11 protein-coding genes are annotated in these 12,207 nt (G+C 60.2%); 5 read left to right on the forward strand and 6 right to left on the reverse strand.

What is annotated here, in order from left to right:
• Nucleotides 1-120: 120 nt before the first annotated feature.
• Nucleotides 121-675, forward strand: coding sequence for an NUDIX hydrolase (locus BWI76_RS27645; protein ID WP_004137639.1), 555 nt, complete (start codon nt 121-123; stop codon nt 673-675).
• On the opposite strand, the gene BWI76_RS27650 is transcribed toward BWI76_RS27645, so the two are convergent.
• The 4 genes from BWI76_RS27650 to BWI76_RS27665 all read right to left on the reverse strand — a co-directional run bounded on the left by BWI76_RS27650 (nt 667) and on the right by BWI76_RS27665 (nt 3,718).
• On the reverse strand, nt 667-1,527 hold the full coding sequence (locus BWI76_RS27650) for a DMT family transporter (RefSeq protein WP_004137627.1): 861 nt from the start codon (nt 1,525-1,527) through the stop codon (nt 667-669). The two genes, BWI76_RS27645 and BWI76_RS27650, sit on opposite strands and share 9 nt — an antisense overlap.
• 24 nt (nt 1,528-1,551) lie before the next feature.
• Nucleotides 1,552-2,361, reverse strand: coding sequence for a lipoprotein NlpA (gene nlpA / locus BWI76_RS27655; RefSeq protein ID WP_004137625.1), 810 nt, complete (start codon nt 2,359-2,361; stop codon nt 1,552-1,554).
• 260 nt (nt 2,362-2,621) lie between these two features.
• Complete coding sequence (locus BWI76_RS27660) at nt 2,622-3,092, reverse strand: DUF1348 family protein (RefSeq protein WP_064343351.1); 471 nt, start codon at nt 3,090-3,092, stop codon at nt 2,622-2,624.
• Nucleotides 3,092-3,718 carry a pyridoxamine 5'-phosphate oxidase family protein gene (locus BWI76_RS27665; protein WP_049087017.1) on the reverse strand — a complete coding sequence of 209 codons (627 nt, stop codon included), beginning with the start codon at nt 3,716-3,718 and terminating at the stop codon, nt 3,092-3,094. The genes BWI76_RS27660 and BWI76_RS27665 overlap by 1 nt, the downstream gene beginning before the upstream one ends.
• 102 nt (nt 3,719-3,820) lie before the next feature.
• Between BWI76_RS27665 and BWI76_RS27670 the strand changes: the two genes are divergently transcribed.
• The gene (locus BWI76_RS27670; protein ID WP_004133154.1) at nt 3,821-4,735 is read left to right on the forward strand and encodes a LysR family transcriptional regulator; all 915 of its coding nucleotides are present in this window, start codon (nt 3,821-3,823) and stop codon (nt 4,733-4,735) included.
• On the opposite strand, the gene BWI76_RS27675 is transcribed toward BWI76_RS27670, so the two are convergent.
• Nucleotides 4,732-6,228, reverse strand: coding sequence for an MDR family MFS transporter (locus BWI76_RS27675; protein ID WP_024359680.1), 1,497 nt, complete (start codon nt 6,226-6,228; stop codon nt 4,732-4,734). The two genes, BWI76_RS27670 and BWI76_RS27675, sit on opposite strands and share 4 nt — an antisense overlap.
• An 80-nt stretch (nt 6,229-6,308) precedes the next feature.
• Here BWI76_RS27675 and BWI76_RS27680 point away from each other — a divergent pair, with 80 nt between their 5' ends.
• The gene (locus tag BWI76_RS27680) at nt 6,309-6,956 is read left to right on the forward strand and encodes a TetR/AcrR family transcriptional regulator (RefSeq protein ID WP_004133150.1); all 648 of its coding nucleotides are present in this window, start codon (nt 6,309-6,311) and stop codon (nt 6,954-6,956) included.
• 148 nt (nt 6,957-7,104) lie between these two features.
• Here the strand turns inward: BWI76_RS27680 and BWI76_RS27685 are convergent, their stop codons facing one another.
• Entirely contained in the window at nt 7,105-7,521 is a 417-nt protein-coding gene (locus BWI76_RS27685; protein WP_004133148.1) for a GNAT family N-acetyltransferase, read from the reverse strand.
• A 453-nt stretch (nt 7,522-7,974) separates the two neighbouring features.
• On the opposite strand from BWI76_RS27685, the gene BWI76_RS27690 reads away from it, so the two are divergent.
• Entirely contained in the window at nt 7,975-9,099 is a 1,125-nt protein-coding gene (locus tag BWI76_RS27690) for an efflux RND transporter periplasmic adaptor subunit (protein WP_024359679.1), read from the forward strand.
• A complete protein-coding gene (gene eefB, locus BWI76_RS27695; protein ID WP_004133144.1) occupies nt 9,099-12,206 on the forward strand; it encodes a multidrug efflux RND transporter permease subunit EefB in 3,108 nt (1,035 codons plus the stop codon). Before BWI76_RS27690 ends, eefB begins: the two co-directional genes overlap by 1 nt.
• Nucleotide 12,207 lies beyond the last annotated feature (1 nt).

Consider the following 12,207-nt stretch of genomic DNA (forward strand, 5'->3'; position numbering starts at 1 on the left):
AGCCTGGCGCAATATGGGCGTTTGGGCAATGAACGATGAAATCGGGCCAATCTGCGACGGTTGCCATCGGCTCCCGGCTATGGTGTGCTGAACGCTCAACTTTGAGGAACAGTGGCTACGATGAAAAAGAAACTCACCTCCGCCGATATGCACGATGTCGAGGTTCTGGCAGACACCCCATGGTTCAGCATGCGCAAGGTCGGGATTGATATGGCGCCCGGCGATCGGCGGGATTTTTACTCCATTCACTATCCTCGCCCGGCGGTGGGAATTGTGGCGATGCAGGATGACAAAGTGCTGCTGATTCGCCACTACCGCTACCTGATAGACCAGGTTGTGTGGGCGATTCCTTCCGGCGGCGTCGACGAAGGCGAAGACCCGCGCGAGGCGGCCCTGCGCGAGCTGCGGGAAGAGACCGGCTGGCAGGCGCAGCGCGCCGACGAAATTATCCGCTATAACCCCTCCTACGGCAGCAGCGACCAGCTATTTATTACCTGGCTGGCCCACGATTTAACCTGGGTAGGAATGGATGAAGATCAGGACGAAGTGATGGAAACGGGCTGGTTTACCCTCGAAGAGATAGGCCAGCTGATCGCCCGCGGCGAGATGCCGGACGGGCTATCGCTGGTGCCGCTGCTGCATCTGATGGCGCAGCGGCGTACCGGTTTAGCGTAGCGGCTTCAGCATCCGCCAGCGGAACCATAGCTGGGCGACGAGGATCAGCAGGCCGCCGATAATTTTCTGCAGCGGTAGCTGTTCGCCGTACCACAGCGCGGCGGCAATCACCGTCAGCAGCGGTTCCAGCACCATGATAATCGCCGCGCTGGCGACCGCCGCGTACTTCTGCCCCTTCATTTGCAGGCCGAAGCGCAGGCTGGTGGCGATAACGATGCTGGCGAGCAGCCAGCCGAAAGTCGGCAGGGTAAACGGCTGGCTCCAGCTTTCAACGGCGGCGGAGATCCCAAGCCCGACGAGCCCGGTGATGCCAAGCTGTACGGTGGTCAGCGGGATCAGCGGCACCTCGCGGGCGCTTTTGCTGGTGTAGCAAAACCAGATCGACTGCACCAGCGCGGTCAGCAGAAACCAGCCCTGGCTGGGGTGAAACGCAATCGGCATATGCAGGCTGAGTAAGCCGAGACCGACAACCGCAATCGGCAGACACTCCCAGTAGGCCCGCGCCGGCCGCGCCTTCATCATCACCCAGGCGGTAAGCGGCACGAACAGCATCGACAGGCTCATAATGAACGCCCCTTCGCCCAGCGACGGGGTCGTCGATACCGAGTAGATCCACAGGCACAGGTTGAGCGCAAACCACAGGCCGCTGATAATCATGCGCGGCCAGTGCTGCCTCTCGACGCGCAGGCCGCGACAGAAAGGCAGCAGCAGCAGCGCGGCGAAGAAAAAGCGCAGGCCGAGGAAAGCGAAAACCGGCATGCCAGCAATCGCTTCACGGGAAAAAATCCATCCGCAGGCGGCGATAACCGTCGCGGCTATGAGCAGCAAATCAGCCTGGCGTTGCCGGGTCATCGCCACGTCTCCTTGTGTGAAAAATTACCAGCCGGGCACCGCGCCGCCGTTGAAGATCGTCTCCGCCGCCTTCGCCACTTCCGGCGACTGGTAGGAGTGGATAAACGCTTTCACGTTTTCCGCGTCTTTGTTGTCTTCGCGGGTCACGATGATATTCACATAGGGCGAGTTTTTATCTTCAATAAAGATACCGTCGCGCACCGGGGAAAGGCCCGTTTGCTGCAGGTAGGTGGTGCTGATGATCGCCACGTCGACCTTCGGGTCGTCGATGACGCGCGGCAGCTGCGCTCCTTCCAGCTCCATAATTTTCAGGTGATGCGGGTTGTCGGTGATATCGACCGCCGTCGGCAGCAGGCCGGTGCCCGCTTTAAGGGTAATCAGCTTCTCCTGCTGCAGCAGAAGCAGCGCGCGGCCCAGATTGGTCGGGTCGTTCGGAATGGCGATGGTCGCGCCGTCTTTCAGATCGGCGACGGATTTTATTTTGCGCGAGTAGCCCGCCATCGGGAAGACGAAGGTGTTGCCCACCGCCACCAGACGATAATTGTGGGCTTTATTATCCTGTTCGAGGAACGGGCGATGCTGAAAGACGTTGGCGTCCAGATCGCCGGCGTTGGTGGACTCATTCGGCAGCAGCGAGCCGCTAAAGCCCACCAGCTCCACGTCGAGGCCATATTTCTCTTTGGCCACTTTCTTCGCCACTTCCGCCACATCCTGTTCCGCGCCGTTAATGACGCCGACTTTAATGTGCTTCGCATCGCTGCCCTTCTGGTCGCAGCCCGCCAGCAGCAGACCCGCCAGCACCACGGCGGCGGCTGTCCGTAAACGCAATTTCATTGTTATAACCCCGTCAGTCCATAGAAAATCGTTATTATTTTTCGTCTGAAACTATAACGACTTTAGGGCGAGGTTTTAAACGCAAAAACCGCAACCGGAAATAAAATCATCTTCCGCCTTTCTCCCGGGGGCGGCGCAATGCGCCTGCCCGGGCTACGGGTTCACCGTCGGCTGCGATCGCGTAGCCCGGACAGGTGCGCAGCGCCGCCTCCGGGGATCTCTTCAACGGTGAGGTTCATTCCGCAGAACGGGGACGCGCCTTACAGCCCCAGCTCGCTCAGCCCCGGGTGATCGTCCGGGCGACGGCCCTGGGGCCAGTGAAACAGACGCTCGCTCTCGGTGATGGGCAGATCGTTGATGCAGGCGTACCGCGTCTGCATCAGTCCGTGCTCGTCGAATTCCCAGTTCTCGTTGCCGTAGGAGCGAAACCAGTTGCCGCTGTCGTCGTGCCACTCATAGGCAAAGCGTACCGCAATACGGTTATCGCTCCACGCCCACAGCTCCTTAATCAGCCGGTACTCCTGTTCTCTACGCCATTTGCGCTGCAGGAAGTCGATAATCTGCGTTCTGCCGTGAACAAATTCGCTGCGGTTGCGCCATTCGCTCTCGACGGTATAGGCCAGCGCGACCTTAGCGGCATCGCGGCTGTTCCAGCCATCTTCAGCGGCACGGACTTTTTGTGCGGCGCTCTCGCGGGTGAACGGCGGCAGAGGCGGACGTTGTTCGGTCATCATGAATCTCCTGTATGAATACGCTGCTGCAGGCGCTGATTTTCCCGCTCCAGTTCGTCAATACGCTGTTGCAGCGTCTGGCTATACTCCGCCACCTGCTGAGCGGTGTAGCGGGGAGTAATATGCTGGGGGCAGTTCCAGTCAAAAGCCTGCAAATGAAAACGGTAAATACGCTCAATCCGGGCCCGATAGTTCTCCGGCGCGACCCGCGCCAGCAGCTGCGGGTCGGCATCCGCCGCCACCACCTCTACGGTGGCGTAGATTTTCAGCCTGGCACGGCGCGGGTAATCCATCAAAAACAGACAAGCCCGATCGCTGCCGCGCAGGTTGCCGGTGGTGATGTACTGCCGATTACCGGAAAAATCCGCCATCGCCAGGGTGGTGTCATCCAGCAGATGCAGAAAGCCCGCCGGGCCGCCGCGATGCTGAATATAGGGCCAGCCGGTTTGCGAAAGGGTGGCCAGATAGAAGCTGTCGCGGGTGGCAATCATCGCCTCCTCGCTGGCGCCGAAGCGCTCACCCCGGCGCTGGCGATGCGGCGACTGCCACAGCTCATCGCTGCCCATTTCATGCTGGACAGCCATCACGTCCGGCGTCATGGCGATATCAAGAAATTCTGCTGGCATAGGTCCTCCCGATGCGTTGCGGCGTAACTCATCATGGACTGTGCAGGCAGAAAAGATAATAGTGGCAATATGACAATCATCTTTCCGAAAAACGGGATAATTATGGACCGACTCAGCGCGATGGCGTTGCTGGTGAAAGTGGCCGAACTCGGCAGCATGTCGGCGGCGGCGCGGGCGTTAAATATGCCCCTGACCACCGTTAGCCGCCAGGTTGGCGAACTGGAAAATACCCTCGGCGTGCGCCTGATGATCCGCACCACCCGCAAGCTGACGCTGACCGATACCGGCGTCGATTATGTCGCCGCCGCGCGGCGCATTCTCGAAGAGGTGGAGAACGCCGAGCGCCAGGCGGCGGGCGAATATCAGGAGCCAAAAGGCGAGCTGGTTCTCTCGGCGCCGACCATGTTTGGCCGTCAGCATGTTTTACCGGTGGTGACGGATTTTCTCGCCCGCTACCCGCAGATTCGCGTCCGTTTACTGCTTAGCGACCGCAACGCCGATCTGGTGGGCGATCATATTGATTTAGCGGTACGGATCGGCGCGCTACCGGACAGCGGGATGGTGGCCACCCGGCTGGGCGAAATGCGCATCGTCACCTGCGCGCACCCGGCCCTGCTGGAAAAGCACGGCATGCCGCAACGCCCGCGCGAGCTGGCCGCGCTACCGATCGTTCGTATTGAATCGCCGATGCCTTATCGCGGCTGGCGCTTTAACGCCGAAGAGGCGGAGGACCGGCTGGTGGCGCTGCAGCCGGTGCTGTCGCTGACTACACCCGAAAGCGCCGCCGACGCCGCCCGTCTGGGGGCAGGCGTGGCGCGCCTGCTGCACTACCAGGCGATTGACGGTCTGGCCTGCGGCGAGTTGACGCTTTTCCTGCAGGCGATGGAACCAGAGCCTGCGCCGGTGCACCTGCTGTACACCTCCCGGGATCTGGCTCCGCTTAAGCTGCGTAAATTCATCGATTTCGCCGCGCCGGCTCTGCGCCAGGCGCTGTTGCGTATCGCCGCCGCCGTCTAGCGTGCGCCGGTTTTCAGCGGCGCTTCTTTCAGTAGCCAGGAGAGCGCAAACGCCACCGCCATAATGCAGGCTGCCATCAGAAACGCCGCATGGATAGCGGACCCGAAGGCGTCCAGATAATCGAGGCGGATCTCCGCCGGGAGATTCTGTACCGCCGCCGGGTTCAGCGCCCTCGGCAGCTGTGCCCCTTCCGGTAGCAGGCGCAGCAGGTTGCTTTGCAGCACGTGGGTAAATACCGCCCCGAACAGCGCCACGCCGATAGAACCGCCAATCGATCGAAACAGCGTGACCCCGGAGGTCGCCACGCCGTACATCTGCGCGGGCATCGCGTTCTGTACCGCCAGCACCAGCACCTGCATCACCAGCCCCAGGCCCGCCCCCAGCACGCCGGTAAACAGATACAGCTGCCACATCGCTGAGTGGATGGTAATGCGCGTCAGCAGCACCATGCCGACCACCCCCAGCAGGGTGCCGATAATCGGAAACACCCGATACTTACCGGTACGGCTGATAATGCGCCCGCTGATGATTGACGTCAGCAGCAGGCCGCCCATCAGCGGGATCAGCTGCAGGCCCGCCTCGGTCGGCGTCGCCTCTTTGACCACCTGTAAATAGAGCGGCAGGAAGGTCACCGAGCCGAACAGCGCCATGCCGATCACAAAGCCAATCAGGCTGCACAGCAAAAAGCTGCGGTTGCGGAACAAGGAGAGCGGAATAATCGGCTCGCTGGCCAGCCGCTCTTCATGAATAAAGCCGATAATCCCGACCAGGCCAAAAGCCAGAATGCACCACAGCTGCGGGTCGCTCCACGCGCGGACGCTGCCGCCCTCGGAGGTAAAAAGGATGATGCACAGCAGCGCCATGCTGAGGTAGATCGCTCCCAGCCAGTCGATCTGGTGCTGGCTACGCTTGTTGCTGCTGTGAAAGACCGCGCCGATCACCAGCAGCGCAAACAGCCCCAGCGGCAGGTTGATATAAAAAATCCAGCGCCAGGAGGCGTGCTGTACCAGGAAACCGCCGATTAACGGTCCGATCACCGTCGCCAGACCAAAGACGCCGCCGAATAACCCCTGATAGCGGCCGCGATTCGCGGGCGGGATGACGTCAGCCACCGCCGCCATGCTGATCACCATCAGGCCGCCGCCGCCCAGCCCCTGCAGGCCGCGCATCAGCACCAGTTGGGTCATATTTTGCGCCAGCCCGCAAAGAACGGAACCGGCAAGAAACAGCACAATCGCCACCTGCAGAACGACTTTTCGCCCGAAGAGATCGCCGAATTTGCCGTACAGCGGTACCGCGATGGTCGAACTCAGGATATAGGCGGTGACCACCCACGAGAGTTTATCCAGACCGCCAAGTTCGCCAACGATGGTCGGCAGCGCGGTGGAGACGATGGTCTGATCCAGCGCCGAGAGCAGCATCACCAGCAGCAGGGCGCTGAAGAGCAGGCGGATCGAGGGCACCGCCGGTTGGCTGGCGATTTCAGATGTCATAGCATGACTCGCTTGAAATTAATTAAATGCATAATTAATATTTAGGGAAATGATGAATCTGGTCAAGGGATCGCCACAGGATGTCAGCACAAAAAGACAATGAAGCCCCGCGTCGCCCCGGTCGCCCGCGCGGGCAGAAATCCGGCCCCGCCAACCGCGAACAGCTGATGGATATTGCCCTGGCGCTGTTTGCCCGCCACGGGATCGCCCGCATTTCGCTGAACGCCATCGCCAAAGAGGCGGGGGTAACGCCCGCGATGCTGCACTACTACTTCAGCTCGCGCGAAGCGCTGGTGGAAAAGCTGATCGAGGAGCGCTTTATGCCGCTGCGCAGCGAAATCGGGCAGATTTTTGTCGCGCATGGCGACGATCCGGTCACCGCTTTTACGCTGCTAATTGAAACCCTGGCGGCCATGGCGGAGAAAAACGCGTGGTTCGCGCCGCTGTGGATGCAGGAGATCATCGGCGAGATGCCGGTGCTGCGCCAGCAGATGCACGCGCGTTTTGGCGATGAAAAGTACCATAAGATGCTGGAGACGGTGCGCCGCTGGCAGCAGCAGGGCAAGCTTAATCCGGCGCTCTCCCCAGAGCTGCTGTTTACCACGCTGATAAGCCTGGTGCTGGTACCTTTTTCCCGCACCCACACCGATCCGCGGCTGCAATCGGTGGACAAGCAGATGATTGTCAGCCATGCCCTGGCGCTGATAGGCAGCGGGATCGGCGGCTAATTCTCCCCGGCTCGCGCTGCGCTTAGCCGGGCTACAGGTTTACAACCGTCTGCGATCCGGGGGATACAATCCGGTTCACTGCCGCCTGCATTCGGGTAGCCCGGACAGGCGCACAGCGCCGCCTCCGGGAGGTCTCCTGGGGGCTGCTTTACAATACTTTCGACAAATAATGGCGCTGCATACCCACGTGCGGGAAGTCCGGCAGCGACATGTGCAGCTGATAGCCCAGCTTCTGGTAAAACGGCAGCGCCTGGAAGCTGAACGTATCCACCAGCATATGGCTGCAGCCGCGCTCCCGCGCCTGGGATTCCGCTTCATGCATCAGCTCGCTGCCGAGGCCGCTGCCGCGCGACGCTTCGCTGACCCACAGATACTCAATACACAGCCAGCTGCCCTTGCGTTTGGCAATCAATCCCCCGCGCATCTCGCCAGCAGCATCGCGTGAATAAACGCCCAGCTCGCCGAACTGGGCTGGGTCAAGAAAGCGCAGATTGAATTCCCGCAGCCCCGTCAGCAGCTCTTCTTGATCGGCGGGATTAATGTTCTCTGTTATTATTAATGTCATTGATTATCTCCATCTTTTATTTTTCATAGACCATTCACCATCCTACTTTCACAAAATATCCTTTTTTTCTCCATTATTTCCTGACTAAATTCCCTGCACTAAATTTTGTGTAAAAAATCTTCCCATCATTCGGTTCAGACGTATAATGGGAAAAAATGAGAACGATCATTCTCAAAAACACAAACCATGGAGAACCCCATGAAAAATGCCCTGTAGCAGGCGTCATCCCTCGGTTCAGCGCCTGTAACCGCCGTCTGATACCGTATTCGCCGCACGGGGAAATGTCGGAAAAACCGCTTAATTAATAGCGGTATTCGCAGAGTCATTTACTGCAAACAGGAATATTTATTTCCCCTTTGGTTATTTGTGCTTGCCCGGAGATGCATCATCGCCCGGCCTATCACCCCGCCAGTGAATTTGCGGGGCGGACGTCGTTCATCCTGAGAAAATATAATGAAATATACTTTAGCCCCCATCGCAGCAGCATTATTTCTCCTTAGCGGGTGCGATAATGCGCAAAACGCTTCCCCGCAGCAGATGACGCAGGAAGTCGGCGTCGTGACCCTGCAAGGCCAGCCTGTCCCGGTGGTGAGCAGCCTGACCGGACGCACCACCGCCTCGCTTAGCGCCGAAGTGCGCCCGCAGGTTGGCGGGATCGTGCAAAAACGCCTGTTTACCGAGGGCGATATGGTCAAAGCCGGACAGGCGCTATACCAAATCGACCCGTCAAGCTATCGCGCGACGTTTAACGAAGCCGCCGCCTCGCTGAAACAGGCCCAGGCGCTGGTCACCGCCGATTGCCAAAAAGCCCAGCGCTACGCGGTGCTGGTAAAAGATAACGGCGTCTCCCGTCAGGACGCCGATGATGCGATAGCGACCTGTAATCAGGATAAGGCCAGCGTCGAGTCGAAAAAAGCGGCACTGGAAAGCGCGCGCATCAACCTGAACTGGACCACCGTGACCGCACCGATTGCCGGGCGCATCGGGATCTCTTCCGTCACGCCGGGCGCGCTGGTGTCCGCCGATCAGGATACCGCGCTGGCGACGATCCGCGGCCTGGATACGATGTACGTCGATCTCACCCGATCCAGCGTCGATCTGCTGCGCCTGCGTAAGCAAAGCCTGGCGAGCAACAGCGATACCCTTAACGTCACCCTGACTCTTGAAGATGGCAGCACCTACAGCGAAAAAGGTCGCCTGGCGCTGACCGAAGTGGCGGTAGATGAATCGACCGGTTCGGTCACGCTGCGCGCGGTCTTTCCCAATCCGCAGCACGTGCTGCTGCCCGGTATGTTCGTTCGCGCCCGCATAGACGAAGGCATCATGAACGATGCGATCCTCGCCCCGCAGCAGGGCATCACTCGCGATGCCAAAGGCGATGCCACCGCGCTGGTGGTTGACGCTAATAACAAAGTTGAACAGCGCAGCGTGGAAACTGGCGAAACTTACGGTGACAAATGGCTGATCGTCAACGGCCTGAAGAGCGGCGACAGGTTGATTGTTGAAGGAACCGGCAAAGTGGCGCCGGGCCAGCAGGTCAAAGCCGCCGAAGTCAAAAATGACGGAGGCAACGCCTGATGTTCTCCCGTTTCTTCGTGCGACGCCCGGTCTTCGCCTGGGTTATCGCCATTCTGATTATGCTCGCCGGGATTCTGGCTATCCGCACTCTGCCGGTCGCCCAGTACCCTGACGTCGCGCCGCCGGCGATAAAAATCTCCGCCACCTACACTGGGGCTTCTGCGGAAACCCTGGAAAACAGCGTGACCCAGGTTATCGAGCAGCAGCTCACCGGACTGGACAACCTGCTCTACTTTACGTCCACCAGCAGCTCCGACGGCTCGGTCAGCATTACCGTCACCTTTGAGCAGGGTACCGACCCGGATACCGCCCAGGTTCAGGTGCAGAACAAAGTGCAGCAGGCGGAGTCGCGCCTGCCGAGCGAAGTTCAGCAGTCCGGCGTGACGGTGGAGAAATCGCAGAGCAGCTTCCTGCTGATCCTCGCGGTGTATGACAAAAACAACAAAGCCACCAGCTCCGATATCTCCGACTGGCTGGTCAGCAATATGCAGGACCCAATGGCGCGTATTGAGGGCGTCGGCAGCCTGCAGGTGTTCGGCGCGGAGTACGCCATGCGCATCTGGATGGACCCGACCAAACTGGCCTCCTATTCGCTGATGCCATCCGATGTACAATCGGCGATTGAAGCGCAGAACGTGCAGGTGTCCGCCGGTAAAATCGGCGCCCTGCCCGCCACCAACGCACAGCAGCTGACCGCCACCGTCCGTGCCCAGTCGCGGCTGCAAACCGTCGCCCAGTTCAAAGAGATTATCGTCAAGAGCAAGAGCGACGGGTCGGTGGTGCGCCTGAGCGACGTCGCCCGCGTGGAGATGGGCAGCGAAGATTACACCGCCTCCGCCAATCTCAACGGCCACCCGGCTGCGGGGATCGCGGTGATGATGGCGCCGGGCGCTAACGCCCTGAATACCGCGACGCTGGTGAAAAACAAGATTGCCGAGTTCCAGCGCCAGATGCCGCAGGGCTACGATATCGCCTACCCGAAAGACAGCACCGAGTTCATCAAAATCTCGGTGGAGGATGTGATTCAGACGCTATTCGAGGCGATTATCCTCGTGGTCTGCGTGATGTATCTGTTCCTGCAAAACTTCCGCGCCACGCTGATCCCGGCGGTGGCGGTTCCGGTCGTGCTGCTGGGCACCTTCGGCGTGCTGGCGCTGTTTGGCTACTCCATCAACACCCTGACGCTGTTTGCGATGGTGCTGGCGATAGGCTTGCTGGTGGATGACGCCATCGTGGTAGTGGAAAACGTCGAGCGTATCATGCGCGACGAGGGGCTGCCCGCCCGCGAAGCCACCGAAAAATCGATGGGCGAAATCTCCGGCGCGCTGATCGCCATTGCCCTGGTGCTCTCGGCGGTGTTCCTGCCGATGGCTTTCTTCGGCGGCTCAACCGGAGTGATTTATCGCCAGTTCTCGGTGACCATTATCTCGGCGATGATGCTCTCCGTAGTGGTCGCCTTAACCTTAACCCCGGCGCTGTGCGGCGCGCTGCTAAGCCATTCGAAACCGCATACCAAAGGCTTCTTCGGCGCCTTTAACCGCCTGTGGGGACGCACCGAGCAGGGCTATCAGCATCGTGTGGTCGGCGGCCTGCGCCGCTCGGCGATGATGATGGGCGCTTTTGTCCTGATTTGCGGCGGCATGGCGCTGGCGATGTGGAAACTGCCGGGCAGCTTCCTGCCGACGGAGGATCAGGGCGAAATCATGGTCCAGTATACGCTGCCCGCCGGGGCGACGGCGGTACGTACCGCCGAGGTTCGCCGCCAGGTCACCGACTGGTTCCTGACGAAAGAGAAAGCCAATACCGACGTAATCTTTACCGTCGACGGCTTTAGCTTTAGCGGCAGCGGACAAAACGCCGGGATGGCCTTCGTGTCGCTGAAAAACTGGTCCGAACGTAAAGGCGAAGAAAATACCGCTCAGGCCATCGCCCTGCGCGCCACCAAAGAGCTCGGCAGCATTCGCGACGCCACCCTGTTCGCCATGACCCCGCCGTCGGTTGATGGCCTGGGGCAGAGCAATGGCTTCACCTTCGAACTGATGGCCAGCGGCGGCACCGATCGCGATAGCCTGATGAAAATGCGCAGCCAGCTGCTGGCGGCGGCGAATCAAAGTACCGAGCTGCAGTCGGTACGCGCCAACGATCTGCCGCAAATGCCGCAGCTGCAGGTGGATATTGATAACAACAAAGCCGTGTCGCTCGGGCTGTCGTTAAGCGATGTCACCGATACCCTCTCCAGCGCCTGGGGCGGTACCTACGTTAACGACTTTATCGATCGCGGTCGCGTGAAGAAGGTCTATATCCAGGGCGAAAGCGACGCCCGCGCCGTGCCGTCCGACCTCGGTAAATGGTTCGTGCGCGGCAGCGACGACAGCATGACGCCGTTCTCCGCCTTCGCTACCACCCGCTGGCAATACGGCCCGGAAAGCCTGGTGCGCTACAACGGCTCCGCCGCCTTTGAAATCCAGGGCGAAAACGCCAGCGGCTTCAGCTCCGGCGCGGCAATGGACAAGATGGAAGCCCTGGCCAATGACCTGCCGGCCGGCACCACCTGGGCGTGGAGCGGCATGTCGCTGCAGGAAAAACTCGCCAGCGGCCAGGCGATGAGCCTCTACGCCATCTCGATTCTGGTGGTCTTCCTGTGCCTCGCGGCGCTGTATGAGAGCTGGTCGGTGCCGTTCTCGGTGATCATGGTGATCCCGCTTGGGCTGCTCGGCGCGGCGCTGGCGGCCTGGATGCGCGGTCTGAGCAATGACGTTTACTTCCAGGTAGCGCTATTAACCACCATCGGCCTGTCGTCGAAGAACGCCATCCTGATCGTCGAATTCGCCGAATCGGCGGTGGAAGAGGGCTATTCCCTGTCGCGTGCCGCCATGCGCGCTGCGCAGACCCGCCTACGCCCTATTGTGATGACCTCGCTGGCGTTTATTGCCGGGGTGCTGCCGCTGGCGATCGCCACCGGAGCCGGGGCCAACAGCCGCGTGGCGATCGGTACCGGGATTATCGGCGGAACCCTGACCGCGACGCTGCTGGCGGTGTTCTTCGTGCCGCTGTTCTTTGTGCTGGTGAAACGCTTCTTCACCCGCCATCGTTCTTCTCAGGAGTAAG

The organism is Klebsiella sp. M5al, from assembly GCF_002090195.1.
In the GTDB taxonomy this organism is placed as follows: Bacteria; Pseudomonadota; Gammaproteobacteria; order Enterobacterales; family Enterobacteriaceae; genus Klebsiella; species Klebsiella grimontii.